This is a genomic window from Halopseudomonas formosensis (genome assembly GCF_900115905.1).
Lineage (GTDB): Bacteria > Pseudomonadota > Gammaproteobacteria > Pseudomonadales > Pseudomonadaceae > Halopseudomonas > Halopseudomonas formosensis.
In genome coordinates this window covers 334,749-355,631 of record NZ_FOYD01000003.1, presented here as the reverse complement: position 1 = coordinate 355,631, position 20,883 = coordinate 334,749, and the positions used below count along the sequence as shown (strand labels likewise).

At 60.1% G+C, this 20,883-nt stretch carries 19 protein-coding genes; 9 read left to right on the top strand and 10 right to left on the bottom strand.

Annotated features, from left to right (window positions below; translation table 11 throughout):
* Positions 1–2: 2 nt before the first annotated feature.
* From waaC to BM046_RS07025, 6 genes are all read left to right on the top strand, one after another.
* Positions 3–1,067: a lipopolysaccharide heptosyltransferase I gene (waaC, locus tag BM046_RS07050; protein ID WP_090538372.1), complete on the top strand. Its 1,065-nt coding sequence runs from the start codon at positions 3–5 to the stop codon at positions 1,065–1,067.
* 129 nt (positions 1,068–1,196) lie between these two features.
* Positions 1,197–2,318, top strand: a complete 1,122-nt coding sequence (locus BM046_RS07045; protein WP_090538370.1) for a glycosyltransferase family 4 protein — start codon at positions 1,197–1,199, stop codon at positions 2,316–2,318.
* Positions 2,315–3,133: a lipopolysaccharide core heptose(I) kinase RfaP gene (rfaP, locus tag BM046_RS07040; protein WP_090538368.1), complete on the top strand. Its 819-nt coding sequence runs from the start codon at positions 2,315–2,317 to the stop codon at positions 3,131–3,133. The genes BM046_RS07045 and rfaP overlap by 4 nt, the downstream gene beginning before the upstream one ends.
* Entirely contained in the window at positions 3,130–3,876 is a 747-nt protein-coding gene (locus BM046_RS07035; protein WP_090538366.1) for a lipopolysaccharide kinase InaA family protein, read from the top strand. Before rfaP ends, BM046_RS07035 begins: the two co-directional genes overlap by 4 nt.
* A complete protein-coding gene (locus BM046_RS07030; RefSeq protein WP_090538364.1) occupies positions 3,873–4,649 on the top strand; it encodes a lipopolysaccharide kinase InaA family protein in 777 nt (258 codons plus the stop codon). The genes BM046_RS07035 and BM046_RS07030 overlap by 4 nt, the downstream gene beginning before the upstream one ends.
* On the top strand, positions 4,649–6,070 hold the full coding sequence (locus BM046_RS07025) for a lipopolysaccharide kinase InaA family protein (protein ID WP_218150009.1): 1,422 nt from the start codon (positions 4,649–4,651) through the stop codon (positions 6,068–6,070). The genes BM046_RS07030 and BM046_RS07025 overlap by 1 nt, the downstream gene beginning before the upstream one ends.
* Here BM046_RS07025 and BM046_RS07020 read toward each other — a convergent pair whose 3' ends face one another.
* Entirely contained in the window at positions 6,071–6,817 is a 747-nt protein-coding gene (locus BM046_RS07020; protein WP_090538362.1) for an RES family NAD+ phosphorylase, read from the bottom strand. It abuts the gene before it with no gap.
* Positions 6,817–7,188, bottom strand: a complete 372-nt coding sequence (locus tag BM046_RS07015; RefSeq protein ID WP_090538361.1) for an MbcA/ParS/Xre antitoxin family protein — start codon at positions 7,186–7,188, stop codon at positions 6,817–6,819. Before BM046_RS07015 ends, BM046_RS07020 begins: the two co-directional genes overlap by 1 nt.
* Before the next feature lie 167 nt (positions 7,189–7,355).
* Here BM046_RS07015 and BM046_RS07010 point away from each other — a divergent pair, with 167 nt between their 5' ends.
* Genes BM046_RS07010 through BM046_RS07000 form a run of 3 tightly spaced genes read left to right on the top strand, consistent with a single transcriptional unit; the run spans position 7,356 to position 11,105 of the window.
* Positions 7,356–9,101 carry a carbamoyltransferase family protein gene (locus BM046_RS07010; RefSeq protein ID WP_090538360.1) on the top strand — a complete coding sequence of 582 codons (1,746 nt, stop codon included), beginning with the start codon at positions 7,356–7,358 and terminating at the stop codon, positions 9,099–9,101.
* Positions 9,098–10,237, top strand: a complete 1,140-nt coding sequence (locus BM046_RS07005; protein ID WP_090538358.1) for a glycosyltransferase — start codon at positions 9,098–9,100, stop codon at positions 10,235–10,237. The genes BM046_RS07010 and BM046_RS07005 overlap by 4 nt, the downstream gene beginning before the upstream one ends.
* Complete coding sequence (locus BM046_RS07000) at positions 10,227–11,105, top strand: DUF6625 family protein (RefSeq protein WP_407920437.1); 879 nt, start codon at positions 10,227–10,229, stop codon at positions 11,103–11,105. Before BM046_RS07005 ends, BM046_RS07000 begins: the two co-directional genes overlap by 11 nt.
* Positions 11,106–11,109: 4 nt before the next feature.
* Here BM046_RS07000 and BM046_RS06995 read toward each other — a convergent pair whose 3' ends face one another.
* The 8 genes from BM046_RS06995 to BM046_RS06960 form a co-directional block, all read right to left on the bottom strand.
* Positions 11,110–12,426, bottom strand: a complete 1,317-nt coding sequence (locus BM046_RS06995; RefSeq protein ID WP_090538356.1) for an O-antigen ligase family protein — start codon at positions 12,424–12,426, stop codon at positions 11,110–11,112.
* A gap of 360 nt (positions 12,427–12,786) precedes the next feature.
* Positions 12,787–13,935: a glycosyltransferase family 4 protein gene (locus BM046_RS06990; protein WP_090538431.1), complete on the bottom strand. Its 1,149-nt coding sequence runs from the start codon at positions 13,933–13,935 to the stop codon at positions 12,787–12,789.
* Positions 13,935–15,071 (bottom strand): glycosyltransferase family 4 protein, encoded by a 1,137-nt coding sequence (locus BM046_RS06985; RefSeq protein ID WP_090538432.1) that lies wholly within the window; start codon positions 15,069–15,071, stop codon positions 13,935–13,937. Before BM046_RS06985 ends, BM046_RS06990 begins: the two co-directional genes overlap by 1 nt.
* 1 nt (position 15,072) lies before the next feature.
* A complete protein-coding gene (locus BM046_RS06980) occupies positions 15,073–16,416 on the bottom strand; it encodes a glycosyltransferase family 4 protein (protein ID WP_090538355.1) in 1,344 nt (447 codons plus the stop codon).
* Positions 16,400–17,662 carry an ABC transporter ATP-binding protein gene (locus BM046_RS06975; protein WP_090538353.1) on the bottom strand — a complete coding sequence of 421 codons (1,263 nt, stop codon included), beginning with the start codon at positions 17,660–17,662 and terminating at the stop codon, positions 16,400–16,402. The genes BM046_RS06980 and BM046_RS06975 overlap by 17 nt, the downstream gene beginning before the upstream one ends.
* On the bottom strand, positions 17,662–18,459 hold the full coding sequence (locus BM046_RS06970) for an ABC transporter permease (protein ID WP_090538350.1): 798 nt from the start codon (positions 18,457–18,459) through the stop codon (positions 17,662–17,664). Before BM046_RS06970 ends, BM046_RS06975 begins: the two co-directional genes overlap by 1 nt.
* Positions 18,459–19,907 carry a mannose-1-phosphate guanylyltransferase/mannose-6-phosphate isomerase gene (locus BM046_RS06965; protein WP_090538348.1) on the bottom strand — a complete coding sequence of 483 codons (1,449 nt, stop codon included), beginning with the start codon at positions 19,905–19,907 and terminating at the stop codon, positions 18,459–18,461. Before BM046_RS06965 ends, BM046_RS06970 begins: the two co-directional genes overlap by 1 nt.
* 4 nt (positions 19,908–19,911) lie before the next feature.
* Positions 19,912–20,883 carry a GDP-mannose 4,6-dehydratase gene (locus BM046_RS06960; RefSeq protein ID WP_090538346.1) on the bottom strand — a complete coding sequence of 324 codons (972 nt, stop codon included), beginning with the start codon at positions 20,881–20,883 and terminating at the stop codon, positions 19,912–19,914.

The window sequence follows — 20,883 nt, the reverse complement described above, 5'->3', positions numbered from 1 at the left end:
CCATGCGCGTCCTGCTGATCAAGACCTCTTCACTGGGTGATGTCATCCATACCCTGCCGGCGCTGACCGATGCCCTGGAAGCCATACCGGGGATCCGCTTCGACTGGGTGGTGGAGGAAGGCTTTGCGGAAATCCCGGTTTGGCATCCGGCGGTGGCGGAGGTCATCCCGGTGGCCATCCGGCGCTGGCGCAAGAGCCCCCTGAAGACCCTGCGCAGCGGCGAGTGGCAGCGTTTCCGCGAGCGTCTGCACAAACACCAATATGATCTGATCATCGATGCCCAGGGGCTGTTCAAGAGTGCCATTCTCACCCTGGGGCTGAAAGTCCCGGTAGCCGGTCTGGACCGGCGCTCCGCCCGGGAACCCCTGGCCAGCCGTTTCTACGACAAGCGTATCGCCGTGCCGCGTGATCAACATGCGGTGGAGCGGGTACGCCAGCTCTTTGCCCAGGCTCTGGGTTACCGGCTGCCGGCGCGGGTGGGCGATTACGGTCTGGATCGGGCCTGGATTGCCGGTGAGCAGAGCGGGGCGGATTATCTGGTGTTCCTCCACGGTACCACCTGGGTGACCAAGCACTGGCCGGAACTCTACTGGCGGCAGCTGGCCGAGTTGGCTTCGGCCCGGGGGTTTCAGGTCAAGCTGCCCTGGGGCAACGACGCCGAGAAGGCCAGGGCGGAGCGGATCGCCCAGGGGCTCGAAGGTGTTCAGGTGCTGCCCAAGCTGCCGCTGGCGGGGGTGGCAACCCTGCTCGCCGGCGCCCGCGCCTGCGTGGCGGTGGACACCGGGCTGGGCCACCTGGCCGCCGCGCTGGATGTGCCGACTCTGTCGCTTTACGGGCCGACCAATCCCGGCTGGAGTGGCGCCTATGGTCGCAGCCAGGTGCATCTGGCCAGCGACTTTCCCTGCGCACCTTGCATGAGCAGGAAGTGCAAGTACGAACCAACCCGTGAAGATGCCCGGCAATTCGACCTGCGCCAGGAGCTGCCGCTGTGCTTTACCCGGTTGCAGCCTGAGCGGGTGATGCAGGAGTTGCAGGCGCTGCTGTCTCCCCGGCCAACCCCGAGATAGCGGCCAGCGCGTGAAGCCAGGCCTGACCGGCGCGGATTGCTCCGCCCCGTTCCGGCGCATCCTCTGCGATATTGTCAGCTATGGTAAACTTTAGCGCTTTGACTCAGAGCCCTGCCCAAGAGAGCCCCGATGCAACTGGCGTTCGTACTGTATAAATACTTCCCTTTTGGCGGCCTGCAGCGGGATTTCCTGCGCATCGCCCAGGTCTGCCAGCAGCGCGGTCATGGCATCCGGGTCTACACCATGGGCTGGGAGGGCGAGCGCCCGACCGGTTTCGATATCCGCATTGTCAAGGCCGGCGCCCTGACCAGCCAAGGGCGTAACGAGAAGTTCGTCGCCCGGGTGCAGGCCGATCTGAAGCGTGATCCGGTGGATCGGGTGGTCGGTTTCAACAAGATGCCGGGGTTGGATATCTACTACGCCGCTGACGGCTGTTATGAGGACAAGGCCCAGAACCAGCGCAGCTGGTTCTACCAGTTCGGTCCGCGCTACCGCCATTTCTCTGCCTACGAGCGGGCGGTATTCGCGCCAGAGGGTCGCACCGAGATACTGATGATCTCCGAACTGCAGCTGCCGCTGTTCATGAAGCATTACCGTACCCCGCTGGAACGTTTCCATATGCTGCCGCCGGGTATTTCCCTGGACCGGCGGGCGCCGGCCAATGCGGGCGAGATCCGTGCCGGTCTGCGCGCCGAGTTCGGCCTGAAGGAGGACGATCTGCTGCTGGTGCAGATCGGCTCCGGTTTCAAGACCAAGGGGCTGGATCGCACCCTGGAGGCGCTCGCGGCTCTGCCGCAGGCGCTGCGCCAACGCACCCGGTTGATCGTCATGGGCGCTGATGATCCTGCACCTTTCCTGCGCCAGAGCCGCGCCCTGGGCATTGCCGATCAGGTACAGATCCTCAAGGGTCGCAGTGACGTGCCGCGCTTTCTGCTGGGGGCGGATCTGCTGATTCACCCTGCCTACAACGAGAACACCGGGACGGTGTTGCTGGAGGCACTGGTGGCCGGGCTGCCGGTGCTGACCACGGCGGCCTGCGGTTATGCGCACTATATCGAGGAGGCCGACTGCGGCCTGGTGGTGCCGGAGCCCTTCGAGCAGAAGACCCTCAATGAGTGGCTGGCGCGCATACTCGATGATCCGGAAACTCGCAGGGAATGGCAGGAAAACGCGCTGGACTATGCCGAGCATGCCGATCTTTACAGCATGCCGGAGCGGGCCGCTGACGTGATTCTGGGAGACCTGGGTTGAGACTGGTATTGCATGAGCCGTTCAAGCGACTCTGGGCCGGGCGTGATGCCTTTGCCGAGGTCGAGCAGCTGCAGGGCGAGGTGTTCCGCGAACTGGAAGCCCGCCGCACCCTGCGAACCGAGGTGGAGGGGCGGGGCTACTTCGTCAAGATCCATCGGGGCGTTGGCTGGGGTGAGATCCTCAAGAACTGGGTGACCCTGAAGAAGCCGGTGCTGGGCGCAGATCAGGAGTGGGATGCGATTGCCGCACTGGCCGCGGCCGGGGTGCCGACCATGACGGCGGTGGCCTTCGGCGAGCGCGGCGCGAATCCGGCCGCTCGGCATTCCTTCATCATCACCGAGGAACTGGCGCCAACCATCAGCCTGGAGGACTTCACCCGGGACTGGCGCGCATTGCCGCCACCGGCTGCGCTCAAGCACGCGTTGATTCGCCGGGTCGCGGAGATGACCGGGCGCATGCACCGGGCCGGCGTCAATCACCGGGACTGCTATATATGTCACTTCCTGCTGCACACCGACACGCCGCCCACAGCGGACAATCTGAGATTGTCGCTGATCGACCTGCACCGGGCTCAGGTGCGTCCGAGCGTGCCACGTCGCTGGCGCGACAAGGATCTGGCCGGTCTGTACTTCTCGGCGCTGGATATCGGCCTGACCCGACGGGATCGGTTGCGCTTTCTGAAGCACTATTTCCAGCGCCCGCTGCGCCGGATTCTGGCTGAGGAAGCTGCACTCCTGACCATGCTCGAGCGCAAGGCAGCGCGTCTGCAGGAACGGTTCGAGCGCAAATATGCCAAGGATGCCACTGGCGCATGACGGACTGGACTCTCAACCCCGAATACGCGGTGGGACCCACCGGAGAGGCCTTTGCCTCGCTGGATTCGGTCTTTGCCCTGCAGGCTGAATTCATCACCCGCGACCCGCTCAGCGAAGTGATCCGCGTGCAGGTGGGGGACCGCCGCTACTATCTCAAGCGTTATCACGGCAGCGGCAAGCATCTGCGCCGCTTCATCGGCCGCCCGCGGGTATTGTCCGAATGGCGCAATCTGATGCTGTTCCGGTCCTGGGGTATCCCGGCGGCCACCGTGGTGGCCTTCGGGCTGGAGCGCAGGGGTGGGCTCTTCCATCGCGGTGCATTGATTACCGAGGAGCTGCAGGATACCGCTGACCTGGCCGAGCTGGCCGCAGCCGGCGACCCGCGTCTCAAGGATCCGCGCTGGGTGGACCGGGTGTCCCGCCAGCTGGCCCGGGCCACCCGACTGATGCACAGTCACGGGTTTGCCCATAACGACCTGAAGTGGCGCAATGTGCTGGTGGAGCAGGGGCCGGGGGCCGACATCCATCTGATCGACTGCCCGGGCGGCACCTTCTGGTGGGGACCTTTTCTCCAGCGGCGGATCATCAAGGATCTGGCGTGCCTGGACAAGGTTGCCAAGTATCAGCTGAGTCGCACCCAGCGTTTGCGCTTCTATCTGTATTACACCGGCCAGGCACGCCTGCAACCGGAGGACAGGCGCAGGCTGCGCCGTATTGTCGAGTACTTCGAGGGTCGTGAATGAGTTCCGCGCCTTTCATTGCGGTCAACGCCGAAGCCATCCTGCGGCGCCATGGGCTGACCAGTTTTGCTGCCCTGTGGGATCTTGACGCCGAGCTGGTGGATGAGCCCAACCGCGCCCGGGGCGGCATCAGCAGCGTCAGTCGGCTGCGGCTGGCCGACGAGCAGGGTCAGGAGCAGGTGTTCTATCTCAAGCGTCAGAGCAACTACCTGATCCGCACCCTGCGCCATCCACTGGGCCAGTCCACCGTGGCGCGCGAGTTCCAGAATATCGAAACCTGCGCGCGGCTGTGCATCCCGGCGCTGGACGTCGCCTTCTTCGGCGAGCGGCGGCAGAACGGCGAGCTGCAGGCGATTCTGCTGACGCGCGATCTCGAGGGTTACGCGCCGCTGGATTACTGGTACCAGCGCTGGGATGAGCTGGACTATCGGCTGCGGCAGAACATGATCCGCGCCAGTGCTGCGCTGGTCGCCCGCCTGCATGCCAGCAGGGCGGTGCACTTCAGTCTTTATCCCAAGCACGTGTTTCTCAAGCCTCTGCCCGATGGTATGGGGGCGCGCTTCATCGATCTGGAAAAGTTGCGGCTTCAGCACTTCTCACGGGGCGGTTTCCAGCGCGATCTGGATGCCCTCAACCGGCGCAGCAAGGAGCCCAGCCGCACCCAGCGCCTGCGTTTTCTGCTGAGTTATCTGGGCAAGGAACGCGTCGATGCAGAGGTGCGCCGCTGGGTAGCGCGGGTGCTGAAGCGCTCGGCGCGAAAGAACAAGGGGCGCTGATGAGTCATCTGACCGCACGGCTGCGCGAATACGGCCGCACGCCCCCCGAGCCCATGACCCTGCCCCTGGCAGAAGGGGAGCTGCGTATCCGGCGCTGGTTGCGGGTGCTGCCGGGCAAGCGGCTGGTCGGCCATGGCGAGCTGAACGGACAGCCGGTGTTGGCCAAGCTGTTCATTGCCACCGGGGCGCAGCGGCACTGGCAGCGCGAAAGTGTCGGCATCCAGGCGTTGCAGCGGGCAGCCCTGAGTACGCCTTCCTTGTTGGCCTGCGGCGAGCTGGAAGGCGGTGGTCGCTATCTGCTGACCGAGTATCTGACGGATGCGCGCAGCCTGCAGCAGCTGTGGGACGAGCTGGCCGATCAGCAGCCGGGCAGCGCCGCTGCCGAGGCCATATTGCACCATGCCCTCACTCTTATCGGCCGCATGCACCAGCAGGGGTTGCAGCAGACTGACCTGCATCTGGGCAACTTTCTGCAGCAGGACGACGAGCTGTACGTCATTGATGGCGATGCCATCGAGGTGTCCGATCCCGGTCGGCCGCTTTCTGACGCGGCACGGCTGGACAATCTCGGGCTGTTCTTTGCCCAGCTGCCGCCGGAATGGGATCAGCGGATGCGCGAGCTGATGGGCGCCTACATGGTCTCGTGCGACGGTGGGCTGGACGCGACGGCCGTCGTTGCCGCGACTGCCCGCCGGCGCCAGGCGCGCCTGCAACAGTTCCTCGACAAGACCCTGCGCGACTGCACCCAGTTTGCCGTGAGTCGGCGCTTCGATCGTTTCATCAGCGTGCTGCGCAGCGAGCAGGCGCTGCTGGCGCCGCTGCTGGCTGACCCCGACAGCGCCTTTGCCGGCCAGCCACTGCTCAAGGACGGCGGCAGCAGTACTGTTACCCGTGTCACTCTCGGCGGTCGCGAACTGGTGGTCAAACGCTACAACATAAAGGGTCCCGGTCATTGGCTGAAACGCTTCTGGCGCCCCAGTCGTGCCTGGCATTCCTGGCTGGCAGCCTGGCGTCTGGACTTCCTCGGCATTGCCACTCCCCAGCCACTGGCCATGATCGAACGTCGTTTCGGCCCCCTGCGCTCTCAGGCCTGGCTGATCAGTGAGTACTGTCCCGGTGAGAATCTGTTGCAGCATCTGGGTGAACAGGGTGAGCGGGTGCCGCAGGGCAGGGAGGCGCAGCAACTGCTCAGGCCATTCCACCAGTTGCATGCGGCAAGGATCAGCCATGGTGACTTCAAGGCGACCAATCTGCTCTGGCATCAGGAGCAGGCGGTGCTGATCGATCTTGACGCCATGCAGACCCACAACGAACCGGCAGCTTGGCAGCGCGCCTGGCAGAAGGACCGTGCCCGCTTCATCCGCAACTGGCCGGAAGGCTCGGCCCTGCGTCTCTGGCTGGAGGCCAATCTCCCCGGTTGATCAGGCGGGCAGGGGCAGCTGGCCGCCGTGCAGGAAGTCCGCCAGATCGAAGCGGGTCAGGGTATTGCTGGCGGTCTGGCGAAAGGTAGCCGATGTGGCATCCAGCTCGCACTGCCAGAGGCTGATGTCGCCCGGCTGGCGCCCCTGAAAACAGGTTGGCGTGAAGAGCGCCACGCAGAAGCCGCCCTTGCCATCGCGCGCCGATTGATACTGGAATGCCTCCACCCCGGCTTCACGCATGGCGGTACCCAGCTGCTGGCATACGGAGTAGTCGCTGGGGTGGGTCAGCTCATGCCGGTTGGCCGAGAACGGCGCCTTGTGCAGCTGTACTCCTTGGGAGGTACGATAGCGGGCCGAGAACAGGGTGTGTTCCGTATGGATGCGGTCTCTGACGGGCGGGCTCTCCATGGAATGCCAGAACAGGAAGCGGTAATAGGCCGACTCGGCCAGGGTGGTATGAATGGAGCCGCCACCATAGAACAGGCTGGGTTCATGGGTGCGGCCGAAGCGCGAGCCCCAGGGCAGGGGCGGATAGCGAAACGGGCTGCGCAGCAGGTAATGCAGCTGGTGCAGCTCGTCCCGGTAGGCCGGTTTGGCGGTCTCCAGCAGCTCCTCGAGCAGAGCCTGTTCCTCCAGCGTATCCACGTAATCCAGGGTAGCCACCTTGGCCTGGCTCTCCACCAGCCTGAACAAGGTTCCCTGAATGGGTTTGATGTGGCTGGCTCCCTGTAGCTGCTGCCACAGCATCAGGTCTTGCCCCGCATTGCGTCAACGAACTGCAGTACGGTCATCAGCCCCTGAATACGAGTGATCTGCTCGGCGGGGATGCCGCCGGTAATCCGGTTGGGCGTGCGCATGAAATGCCTTATCCACTCCTCATCTCCGCCAGTCAAGGCATGCAGCGCCCGGGCAAGGCGAATCAGCAGCAAGGCCAGCTCGCCCTGCTTGCTGGTCGGGGCCAGCGCCTGGCTCTGCTTGAGGCGACTGACGGCCGTACGATGAATGCCGAGCACATCCCCAAGCTCGGCTTGTCGCAGGCCCAGCTGTGCAGCGGCCCGCAGTACGGCCTTGGCCAGTACCGACTCGGCAGAGGGAGCGAAGCGTTCGGCTGTATGCATGACATTCTCCTGTTCGTTATGCACATTGTAGTAGTATTTGTTGCATGTTGCACATGTGCCGATCAGCTGCCTGCTCTAATGCCGAAGCCGTTCGGGTACAGGGACAAGCCAGCGCTCCGCAATTGGGATAAAATGCCCGCTTTTACTTCTACCTGAGAGGTGCATCCGTGGGATTGACCGTTCTGGGACTGTCCGGCGCTTTGAGCCATGATCCGTCCGCTGCCCTGTATATCGATGGCAAGCTGATTGCTGCCGTGGAGGAAGAGCGCTTCGTGCGGGACAAGCATGCCAAGAACCGCATGCCCTACGAGTCGGCCAAATTCTGCCTGGAGCAGGCCGGAATCACTCCGGCGGACGTGGATATCGTCGCCATACCCTTCGCACCCATCAGTATCTTCGAGAAGGCCCGCTGGCACTACGCCAAGCGCTACTGGTATGCGCCTGACCGCTCGCTGGATGCCATTCTCATGGGCAACCGCCGTTACCACCGCTACAGGAAACGCATCCAGTGGTGCCTGCAGCAGCTGGGTTTCGATCTGAAGAAGGTCAAGCTGGAGTCGGTCGAGCATCACCTGGCGCATGCCTCCAGCGCGTACCACTGTTCCGGCTTCCAGGAGAAGACCGCGATTCTGGGCATCGACGGCAAGGGTGAGTATGCCACCACCTTCTTCGGTTACGGTGAGAATGGCCAGATCCACAAGATCAAGGAATTCTATGACCCGGACTCCCTGGGCGGCCTCTATGGCGCGCTGACCGAGTACCTGGGCTTCGAGATGCTGGATGGCGAGTTCAAGGTCATGGGCATGGCGCCCTATGGTGACGCCGCCAAGTACGATTTCTCCCGTCTGGCCAGGTTCGAGAACGGCGAGCTGATCATCAATACCGACTACGCCAACGTCATCGGCTTCCGCCGTTACAAGGAAAAGGGCAAGGGCTACTACTTTTCGCCCAAGCTGATCGAGTGGCTGGGGCCCAAGCGCGAAGGCGACATCGCCGACGATCCCTACATCCATTATGCCGCCAGCATGCAGGCCCTGTTCGAGAAGCTGGCGCTGGAAATGATGGACTACTACCTGGGCGATATCATCCGTGAAACCGGCAAGATCGCCTTTGCCGGCGGCTGCGCGCTGAACGTCAAACTCAACCAGAAGATCATTGCCCGCCCCGAGGTCAAGGAGCTGTTCGTCCAGCCCGCTTCCGGCGATGCCGGTACCGCTGTCGGTGCCGCCGCCTACATCTCGGTGAAGAATGGCGTGCCGGTGGAGAAGATGGAACACGTCTACCTCGGTCCCAGCTACAGCAACGAGGATGTCATTGCCGCCTGCGCCCGCCACCCGAACAAGCCCCAGTGGCAGAAGATCGACGATGTGCCCGAGCGTATCGCCAGGATCATGGTGGAGGGCAATCCGGTCGCCTGGTTCCAGGGGCGCATGGAGTTCGGCCCGCGGGCCCTGGGTGGTCGCTCCATCATCGGCTGCCCGAGCGTCAAAGGTGTGGCCGACCGGATCAACGAACAGATCAAGTTCCGCGAACGCTGGCGCCCGTTCTGCCCTTCCATGCTCGATACCGTGGCGCCCAAGATGCTCAAGGTCGACCACCCCAGCCCCTTCATGACCTTCACCTTCGAGGTCAATGAGGAGTGGAAGGACCGGGTACCCGAGGTCGTGCACGAGGATGGTACCTCCCGCGCCCAGGTACTGGAGCGCCGCCACAACCCACGCTGGTACGACCTGATGGTGGAGCTGGAGAAGCTCACCGGCAACGGTGTGTCCCTCAATACCTCGCTGAACCGTCGTGGTGAACCCATGGTGTGCTCACCCACCGACGCGCTGAACATGTTCTATGGCTCGGATCTGCAGTATCTGATCATGGAGGATGTGCTGGTAGTGAAGGAGGGCGCTCGCGGATTATGAAATCGCCTGAAGGCGGGTCGACATCACAACCCTGGGTGCTGCAATTCTGTCACGGCTACGATGGACCGTTTCTGGATTGCGCTCGTCAGTACGCTGCGCTTTTTTCTGGATCGCAATATAAAGTCTGCACGGTATATTTGACCGGTTCGCCGAGCGACGAGGTCGTTCGCGGCTCAGCGTCTGACGAAGTAGTCTTCCTTGATTACCATAGCAGGGACATCCGCGGGTTGAAGCTTGATGCAATACGCTGGGTACGCGAACTGGTAAGTGGGCGGGAGTTTCATTTCTGTATAGCCCATCGCTTCAAGCCGATCTATATCAGTCTGTTCGCTACGCGTTTGCCGGTTATCGGCGTCCACCACGCGTTCGGGGTATATCAGCGCAAGATGCGGCGCTGGTTCGTGAGGCGTTTTCGCGCGCGATTGTTGCTGCTCGGGGTATCCGATGCAGTTCGGGATGATATTGGACGCTGCCTCCCCGGCTGGGACAGCGCCGGTCTCGCGACTCTCTACAACCGTATTGATGTGACGGCTATTCAGGCTGAACAGCTGACGCGTGAACAAGCGCGCGCGCATCTTGGGCTACCTCGTGATGCTTGGGTCGTGGGTAATGTGGGCAGACTGCACCCGGACAAGGATCAGGCGACGCTCATCCGTGGCTTCGCAGCCGCGCTACCTGGCCTCCCCAACGGAAGCGTGCTGGCGATCATGGGTACGGGGCGGTTGAAGGACAAGCTCAAGGACTTGGCAATGCGGTTAGGGGTGGCGAGCCAGGTCCTGTTTCTGGGTCAGGTCAAACATGGCAGACGTTATTTCAAGGCCTTTGACGTGTTTGCGCTTACCTCAGACCACGAGCCGTTTGGTATGGTCCTGCTCGAGGCCATGGCGGCTGGAGTGCCGCTGTTGAGTACCGATTGCGGAGGCGCCAAGGAAATCGTCGAGGGTATCGGGCCGTTGTTCCCGTTGGGAGATGCAGATACTCTGGCAACCGTTCTGCTGGAATTGTCCCACCTGACAGAAGCGGATGTGCAGTTGCTGAGACAGCGAATGTTGCAACGTCTGAACGAGCATTATGTGGATGATGCGATTCGCCCGCTGTTTTTTCAGATACTACGGGAGAGTGGTCGTGTCAGCTAAGCCCCCCAGTCTGTTGATCCTGATACCTTATTTCGGGCAATGGCCTTTCTGGATGCCCCTTTTTCTAAAGAGTTGTGAATTCAATCCCGATATCAATTGGCTGCTTATCGGAGATTGCGGTGAGCCTTTGGGCTTGCCGGGGAACGTCCAATATCGGTATTGCGGGTATGCTGAATACTGCGACCATGTGTCAGCGCTGTTAGGACTGGAGTTTTACCCTCAAAACCCCTACAAGCTTTGTGATCTCAAGCCCGCGCTTGGTTTTATCCATCAGCAAGAGACCGAAGGCTACGATTTCTGGGGGTTTGGTGATTTAGATTTGGTCTATGGCGACCTCAGGTCCTACTTCACGGAAGAAAAGCTCCGCCGCTACGACTTCTTTTCGACCCATGCGCGCCGGGTATCCGGTCATCTCTGTTTACTGCGCAATAACGAGCGTATGCGCAATCTGTTCTGGCAGATCCCAATGTTCCATGAGCGGATACAGGATCAGCAGCATCATGCCTTGGATGAGGGCGGGTTTTCTCGCCTGTTCCTGAAGCGGAAGAACTTCCCTGAGCCATTGTTCAAGCTGGTAGGGCTCTTCAATCCCCTGCGCCGCGCTGCCGAGTTCCAAGAGGCCTTCAGTACGCCCAATGGCAAGGTAGCTTGGGTTGATGGTACCCGCGATTTTCCGGACTGTTGGCAATGGGAAATGGGTCGACTGACTAACGACCGCATGCTCGGAAAGACCTACCCCTACTTTCATTTTCTGGGTTGGAAGCGTCTGTTCGGCGAGAACAGCGAGCTGACTGATCCTGTCCGGATCAGCGCCCTAGCTGCAGCGCAGAAGTGGCGTATCGACTGTCGGGGATTTCATCCAGCCTGATGATTCAGGCCAGACGTTCTCTATGCCGCAGGCAGAATGAATAGAAAAATCCACCCACTAGACCGATCACATAGGTGCCGGTCGGATAGATGATATAGGACTCGAAGCAGCTGACGACCAGCCAGAAGACGAAGAATGTCCAGGCAAAGAGAAAGACGTCTAACGGCATCTGCTTTTGTTGATAGGCTTTGATAGTCGCGCGACCGACCAGAGTGATGAGCGCTACAATAAACATCGCGCCGATCAGACCTATTTCCACCAGCGTCTGAAGGTAGGAGTTATGCAGGTGGTTAAACTGTTTTTTGAAGGCATCGCTGAACAGATCTGAGTTGCGAATCAGGGGTCTGGACCCGCGCCCGCCCCAACCCATGAAGGGCTTCTCCATTATCCAGCCGGCTGCAGCTGACCAGCTGGCAACGCGAATCTCGATACTGCTCAAATCACGCTCCTCATGGCTAGCGGCTTGTCGCAAGCTCTCCCATGTAACCTTCTCTGACTCGAGGCGGTCGCTAACCAGCTCGGGGATGTCAAAGCTGCTGGCCAGCAGAACCAATAGCGCCCCAGCTGTGATACTCGCCAGCAGCGGTTTGCGCAGCGAGAGTTGAGGCCGCCCCTGGAGCCAGTAAGCGGTTCCAAGCAATGCGGGAAGCACAAGCAGAGTAACGCATAATCCCAGCCAGACCGCGCGTGTCTGAGAGACAAAGATTCCCCAGAAGGAAAACAGCCAAGCCAGTGCCCAGAGTATTACGCCAAGAGGAGCAGCAGGCCCCCACCTGCGCCTTGTCCAGATAAACAGACGCGGTGCGAAAGCGGTCAATGCCAGGGCGCAGGTCGCAAACACGATACCCGTATGCTGGGCATTGTGAATACCGAAGTCGACACGTTCACCCTGCCAGGCGTTGCGCCATTCGGTGGGGTTGAACTGCACTACCAGGTACACCAAGAGCCCAGCGAACGCTACCCAGAGCAGTCGCCACGCGGTCAGCAGACTGCTTCGGGATATGGCATATGCGATAGCGACGAAGTAAAGGACCCTGAGGAAACGACGGTCACTGGTCGTGGGAGGGAAGTGATCGGGCAGTGTCAGCCGGTGCCAGATGATCGAGAAGACAACGAACAGGAAGAACGCAAAACCAAGGAGAATCACCGGATCCTTCCGAAGATCCGCATTTGATGGCGCCACGGTCATAGGTACAAACAGCAGAATCAGCAGGTAACAGGCGACATCAAACAGCCTGGGAACCGGAAGCCAGAAAAACGCAAATGCGAGGCTACTGGCTCCCAGCGCGGAGTAGAGTGCTTCTCGTTTGTTCATCATCATCCGTTGTGACTACAGGAGAGCCTCTGCGCGGCTTCTGTACTCGTGATCAATTTACCTTCACCTTTCCTTGAGTATTGCCAAAATAACAGGGTGCAGGAGCTTATCAAATGTATTTGCGGGTTTCTATCCGTTTGAGATTGACCTCGGGGACGACAAGGTTCCTCTGCATCGCTACTTCAACTGACCAAACCCTCTGATTTCCATAACCAGTTGTATCTGGTCGCTGACCGGCGTCACCAAGTGCTGATCGACGTTGACTGCGGTTGACCAGCAATCAAGGGGCTAGTGTTGGTGGCCATAATATCATCCGGGAGTTATGTAATCCGGAAGACAGCATGGCGCCGTATATTTCTGGTCCTGTCATCCCTGCTGTTGACTAACGCGAGTGCTCTGAGCTTCTCCAATCAGCAGCTTGCGGTACAGGTTGTGGAACTGTTCTCCCATCCTTTCGGCGGTGAACAATTGCCGGTAACGTTCGGCTGCAGCCAGGCCGAGCTTTTCGGCAAGCTCCCGGTCATGCCAGAGCTGGTGCATGGCGGCCCTCAGCGCTGCGGCATCGCTGGGCGGGACCACCAGTCCGGTCTGCCCGGAGATATTGATATAGCTGGTACCTGTGCCGATCTCGCTGGAGATCATCGGCTTGCCGAACATGGCCCCTTCCAGCAGGGATACGCCAAAAGCTTCGGAGCGCAAATGGGATGGGAATACGATCACCCGGCTGAGCTGCAGCAGGACGTTCTTCTCGGTATCGGACAGGGGGCCAAGAAAGTGAACATTATTCAAGCGCAGACGCCGGGCCTGTTCGCGCAGTCGGGCTTCCATGGGACCCGCGCCAACAATCACCACCGGGTATTCGGTATTCCTGCAGGCGTCGAGCAGAATATGCAGTCCCTTGTAATAGCGCATGACGCCGACGAAGAGGAAGAAGCCATCGGGAAAGCGCTGTTGCCAGTAGGCCATGCGTTCCACATCCACGGGGGCGTAGCCGCTGCGGTCCAGTCCGTAGGGAATGACATCGGTCTTGTCCCGATAGTGCGCGAGAATGTCGCTGGTGGCCAGGTAGTTGGGTGAAGCCGTCACTATGCGGTCCACCGAGCCGAGGAACTGGTGCATCAGTGGACGATAGAACTGCAGCAGCACCCGCTGACGTACGATATCCGAGTGGTAACTCAGGACGCTGGGTTTGTCGTGACGTGCGTGCAGATGCAGCAGGTCCATCAATGGCCAGGGGAAGTGGTAGTGGACGACGTCATGCTCCCGGGCCAGCTCCCGGAAGCGGCCGAATACTTCCCGGGACAGTCCGGTCGACGCTATATGGGCATCGAGTTTCGCTTGGTACACCAGGTGGTTGCCTACCTTGATGGGGTTTGGAGATGGTTCCGCACTAAGGGTCAGGACACTGCTGGTGACTCCCCAGGGCTTACAGGCCTCGCACAGCTGAAAGATGGTCTGCTCAATACCACCCGTGGACTCAGGCATGTAGGCCTTGAACAGATGCAGCACGCGCATCATGAATACCTCGCTGCCTTGTATGTGTCTGTAGTGATCCGGGCACAGCGCTCCCAGCTGAACTGGCGTGACCGCTCCAGCCCCCCCTGGCGCAATCTCTCCTGCAGCTCGCTGTCTTCTATCAGGCGCAGCATCTGGGTGCGATAGCCATCGGAGTCCTCTGCATCGGCGTACAAGGCCGCGTCGCCAGCTACCTCGGGTACGGCTGCATGATCGCAAGCGATGACAGGGGTTGCGCTGGCCAAGGCTTCAAGTACTGGTAGACCGAACCCTTCATAACGTGATGGAAACAGCAGTGCGTGGGCGCCAGCCAGCAGCTGGGCTACACATTCCCCGCTCTGATACCCGAGCAGACGTATGCGCCCTGATGATAGCTCCCGGGCCGGGATGTACTCCAGCTGCTCCTGACGCCAGCCTGCTCCCCCGACGATCACCAGTGGCATCCTTTCGCGAAGGCTTTTCGGTAGTCCCAGATAGGCACCCACCGCCAGCTTCAGGTTCTTGCGCGGCTCAAGGGTGCCTACGCACAGGTAGTAGCTGCGCATCCCGACGCCAAAAGAGGTCAGACACTCTTGTAACTCGTGTTCATCCCGGGGATGAAAGCGTGGCGCCGCTCCCAGGGGGGCGACCTGTAATTTGTCTGCGGGGAGGCTGTAATGCTGTATGGCTTCCTCCGCGATGAACCTGGAGTCGACCAGGATGCGGCTGGCTCGCTGGAGGCTTGCTGGAAGCCGCCGCTCGATTTCCCTGAGGCGATCACGCGGTTGGGTTTCGGGGTAATGAACATGGGTCAGGTCATGCAGCGTCATGACCGTAGGACCATCGAACTCCAGCGGCCACAGCGTGGGCTGATGGTACAGTTCGGGTTTCAAACGCCGAATGCCCTGGTTGAAGCGCAACTGCATGAGGGCGCGCCGGGCAGGATAGGCGCCGGGCAGAAGCGCCTTGATGAGTCGGCTTGTTCTGCCGTACCCGCTACGCGGGGTTTGGGGGAATGTATCAGGCCAGCCCAGTCCATCGAACAGACAGAGTTCCATTTCCGGGAGCTGTTGCAGCGCCTGCCCCAGCTGCAGCGTGTATTCTCCCACGCCGGTCCGAGGTGCCTGGAGTACGCTGGCATCAAAGGCGATCCGCACCTCAGCCTCCGGCTGCCGCTCGAGTGCGGGTTTGCACCCGTGCAATCAGCTGAACTGTTGCTTCCTGCCAGCTCTGCCATCGCCATTGGTCTGCTGTATCTGCAGTTGGAAACTGGCCGCTGTCCTCAAACTGGATAACAAGCTGGACGAGAGAGGCGGGATCGCTCAGGTCGAAGTAGGCCATACTGTTTTCACCGATTTCTCGGAAAACCGGGATATCGCTTGCCATCACCGGCAGGTTGCGCTGCATGGCCTCTACCAGGGGGAGCCCGAAACCTTCGACATGTGAAGGAAAGACCAGTGACCTTGCGTGCAGATAACAATGCTCAAGCTCGCGATCGTTCAGATCGTTCAGCATGAACAGACGCTGGCCCAATTGCGGATGCTGGCGTATGCGTTCGATGAGCCGTTCCGTTTTCCAGCCGATCTTTCCGACAAAACACAGGGCCACATCTCGATTCTCGGACCACAGCTGATCGAATGCATCCAGCAGATAGGCATGATTCTTACGTGGCTCGATGGTGCTGACCATCAGGTAGACGGGGCGTTGCCGGAATACGCTTTCCACCTCGGGACGCACTGTGCTGTTCGGCGCTATCTGATCAAGGTCACTGCCCAGGTGAAAATAGTCGAACCAGCGCTGTTGTGCTGCGTCCTCCCCCAGCCGGCGGCATACCTCGCCTCGAACCTGCTCGATAATGGTGCGAGAAATGGCGACATACCCATCCGCGGTTCGGGTTATCCAGTCAAACCAGTGGTCGAAGACCCTCACCAGACCGTCATCACAGAATTGAGGATGGGTCAGGGGAATGAGATCGTAGATGACAGCCACAATCTTGACGCCTTCTGACTTGAGCCGCTCCGCCATTGGAAAGAAATCAGCGTGCCACGACGAATCCAGCAGTATAAGTACGTCCCCGGGCTTATAGGTCAGGGGTTCTAACCGGTTGGTTTCGGCATAGTTGAGTGACATCCATGACAGGCACTTCATAACCACTCTCAGCGCCAGCTGCATAACCAGACAGGCCAGCTGCTTAACGCTGCGGACGATCGAATAATTGCCTTCTCGCAGGGAGGCGCGGTACAGGGCTGTGCGCTCTCGTAATCGGCCAAGCCGATTGTGCTGTCGGGTCAGCCAGGCGTGTACGCGCGACTTGAACTTCTGATCCGGATCAGGTTGGAGTTGATTGACACGGTAAATCTCACCCGGTGTCAGGATGACGGGAATGCATTCCGGTGCGTGGGCTTGCTCCAGGTTGTTGATAACGTTGCGTACCACCCGCTGGATGCCCGAGTTGACATTGGGATGCTCATAAACATAGGTACATTCAACGAGAAAGCGCATCCGCTGCCGCTCCTTGTACGAGTTGAGGCCGTTCAATTTCCAGCTGCGCATCCAACGAGGCGCAGCCGACGAAGTCCGGCTTTCGCGTGTTGATGACATGGAAAATCAGAGCGAAATCACGCCATTCATAGTTCTTGTCCAGGTGTGAGTCCAGGCGCGACAGACTCAGGGCCACGGAGTAATTGCCCTTGCCCAGGTCAGCATTGAACCGGTAGCTGTAAACCACCTGTTCGCCGGCCCGCAGGTTCTCAAGCGGACGGTTGATCCTGTGGGTGTTGATGCCGTAAATCGCCTGACCCATGCGGTCTTTTATCATGAAGCCGAGAACCAGCCGTTCGATGTCGGCGTGGATGTCGACGGTAATCCTGAGAGTGACCGGTGTGCCTGTTTCCAGCACATCAATGGGCTTGCCCTGATCGTTGAGCAGTGTGACGTCAGCGATGCTTGCTTCGCCAGTGCCGGATATGGTGCGAACGCGATTGTTCGGTAGACGTTCCTGACGGATGGTGCTCTGTTCGCGCTCGGCAATCATCGCACTGAAGAAGTCCATGACCTCTTCGGGGGCGCCAGCGAGGGCCACTCGGCCCCTGTCCAGCAGCAATGCCCTGTCGCATATGGTCTGTATCGCCTGGCGATCATGGGAGACGATCAGGAGGGTAGTGCCGGCCTTGCGGAATTCACGGATACGGTCAAAGCTCTTGTGTTGGAAATAGGCGTCACCCACCGAGAGTGCTTCGTCGACGATGAGTATGTCGGGCCTGCGGCAGGTGGCCACGCTGAATGCCAATCGCATCTGCATGCCACTGGAGTAGGTGCGCACAGGCTGATCCATGTACTCCCCGATCTCGGCAAAGCCTTCGATTGCCGGCATGAGGTGGTGCAGTTCTTCCACGCTCATGCCCAGCAACTGCCCTGCCATAATGGCGTTCTGGCGTCCGGTGAACTCCGGATGAAAGCCCATACCCAGTTCCAGCAGGGCCGCTACCTTGCCTTCTAGCCTGATGCTGCCGGCGGTTGGCTGTGTAGTACCGGTGATCATCTTCAACAGGGTGCTCTTGCCGGCACCATTGACACCGATGATGCCGAGAGCTTCTCCCGGAGATACCTGGAAACTCACATCCTTCAGTACCCAGTGCAACTGATGTCGGGGTCTGGCGCCGGGCAGGAGCCATTCGGCCAGCCGCGACCAACGGGTCGGGTATTGTCTATAGGCCTTGCCCAGTTCTGAAACAATGATGCTGCCCATCAGAGTTCATCCACCATTTCACCGGAGCGTTTACGGAACAGTGACAGCGCAACCAGGCATAGCAGGACAGAGATCACTGCCATCGGCCACAGGCTTTGCCATTGGGGCCAGGCGGCGTTGACGAATATGCCCTGATAAGCCTGGACCAGCGGCACCATCGGATTCCAGCGCAACAGCTCTGCTGCGCCTTCGGGCAGAATGGTGGGTGGGTAGATGATAGGGGTGAACCAGAACCAGAACTGCAGAACGATGCCGGTCATCTGCCCGACGTCACGAAAAAAGACGTTCAGTACACCGAGGATGATGCCCAAGCCCACCGCGAATACCACCTGAACCAGCAGGACGGGCAACATGCCAAGCACCACCCAGCCGGGGAAATTGCCGGTGACCACCAGAAAGCCCAGGAACAGCCCGAAGATGATGGCAAAGTTCAAAAGCGCATTGAGTACCACTACCAGCGGCAGACAGATTCTTGGAAAGCTGAGCTTTTTCAGCAGGTTGGCATGTTCCAGGAAGACAGCCTGGCCGCGGCCCAGTATCTCGGCAAACAGGCCCCAGGTGAGCAGGCCTGCACACAGGTAGATGCCGTAGCCCAGATCGTTATCCACACCCGGCAGGCGTGCCTGCATCAACCGGGAGAAGATCACGGTGTAAACGATGATCATCGCCAGCGGGTTGATGATGGTCCACAGGGCGCCGAGCAGAGAGTTACGGTAGCGTGACTGGAACTCTCTCTGCACACTGCCCAGCACGAAACCCCGGTAATGCCAGAGCGAGCTTAGTATCGCCATCGACATCAGGTCGCCCGCCCGTACTTGTCATCCAGGCGAACGATGTCATCCTCGCCAAGATATTCGCCACTCTGCACCTCAATGAGCACCAGATCGATTACCCCGGGATTGCTCAAGCGGTGCTTGTGCCCGGCGGGTATGAAGGTCGACTCGTTGGTGTTCACCATACGCGGCTGATCCGACCCGTTGACAATCTGAGCCATGCCCTGAACAACAATCCAGTGCTCGCTTCGGTGATGATGCAACTGCAGGGAAAGCGCTGCGCCGGGCTTGACCACAATGCGCTTTATCTTGAAGCGTGGCCCTTCTTCCAGCACGGTATAGCTGCCCCAGGGGCGGTTCACCGTGTTGTGCAGATGGTATGCCGGATGCTTTTCATGCTTCAGGCGTTTGGCGATCCGGCCTACGTCCTGTACGCGATCCGCGCGGGCGATAAGAACAGCGTCATCGGTATCCACAATGATCAGATCTTCCAGCCCCAGAGTAGCGACCAGACGACTTTCACTGTGCACCAGAGTATTGCGGGTGTCTTCCAGCAAGGCATCCCCGGTGACCCTGTTGCCCTGTTTGTCGGCAGGCACCAGGTCCCCCAGAGCAGTCCAGGAGCCAATATCGCTCCAGTCGAAGGCGGAGGGGACTACCGCGACCCTGCTGGAATGTTCCATGAGGGCATAATCGATGGAGATGTCCGGGAGCTGCACGAAACTCTCGCAATGCAGCTCCTGAAGTCTGATGCCTCCGCTGTCATGGGCAGGACTGGCGTTCAGACAAAGTTCGGCCGCATCCAGGATGCCGGGGGCGTGGAGGCGCAGCTCGGTCAGGAAGGTGTCGATCCGGAAACAGAAAATGCCGGCATTCCACAGAAACTGCCCACTGCGCAGATACTCCTGGGCGGTTGTCAGATCGGGTTTCTCGACAAAACGAGCCACTCTGGATCCACCCCAATCATCCAGAGGCGATCCCGTTTCGATATAACCGAACCCGGTCTCGGCGCGTGTCGGGACGATGCCGCAGGTCACCAGATAACCTTGCTCTGCGAGTTGCCGGGCATGTCCCATCGTCTGGCAGAAGGCGCCTTCGTTCTCGATCAGGTGGTCGGCGGCCATGACGACCAGCACAGTGTCCTCGCCATGGCTTGCAGCTAGAGCCAGTGCCGCATGGGCGATGGCGGCAGCAGTATTTCGGCCTTCGGGCTCCAGCAGGTAGTGGGCTTGGTGGTGCTGGCCGGTAACCACCTCCAGTAGCTGGTCCTTGCTGGAAAAATAATGCTCTCGGTTAGTAACAGTCACAATGGTGCCGCCGTCAGGCAGCAGGGCGGCTGCTCTGCGATAGGTCTTGCCCAGCAGCGTCTGGCCATCCGGAAGACGAATGAAAGGTTTGGGGTGCCCTTCGCGTGAAACCGGCCATAACCGCGTGCCGGCACCGCCGGACAGAATGACGGGGACGAGCGACATATTGTTACTCCTTGCTGACCCTGCGCAGATCAGCTTCAACCATCATGGCAACGAGTTCGGCAAGGGTGGTCCGGGCGGACCAACCGAGCTTGCGTTGGGCTTTGGCTGGATTCCCCAGCAGTACGTCTACCTCCGCGGGGCGGAAAAAGCGCGGGTCGATAACGACGTGATCCTGGTAATTGAGGCCTACATGCTCGAAGGCCAGGGCGCACATATCGCGAACACTGGCGGTGCGTCCTGTTGCCACCACATAGTCGTCGGCCTGATCCTGCTGCAGCATGAGCCACATGGCTTCCACGTAATCCCCGGCATATCCCCAGTCGCGCTTGGCATCGATATTACCCAGTCGCAATTCCTTCTGTTTGCCGAGTTTTATGCGCGCTACCGCATCGGTCACCTTACGGGTGACAAACTCGATACCACGCAGGGGTGATTCATGGTTGAACAGGATTCCGCTGGAGGCGTGGAGATTGAAGCTTTCCCGATAATTCACCGTGATCCAGTGTCCGTACAACTTGGCGACCCCATAAGGGCTGCGTGGATAGAAGGGCGTTGATTCGTCCTGCCGCTCCGCCTGGATCAGGCCAAACATCTCGCTGGTGGATGCCTGATAGAAACGTGACTCTGGTGAGAACTGGCGAATAGCTTCCAGCACGTGAGTAACCGCCAGTCCATCGACAATACCGGTGGTGACCGGCTGGTCCCAGGAGCTGCCGACAAAGCTCTGGGCTCCGAGGTTGTAGACCTCATCAGGCCGGGACTTGATTACGGCCCGCTGCACGGAGCAGGCATCGGCGAGATCACCCTCGATAAACTCGATATCGCTGGCGATCCCCAGCTCGCGCAAACGCCAGCTGGTGTCGGTGCTGCGACGCGCAACCAGGCCATACACCCGGTAACCCTTGTCCAGAAGCAGTTTGGCGAGGTAGGCGCCATCCTGACCCGTTACGCCGGTAATAAGTGCATGCTTGTTCAT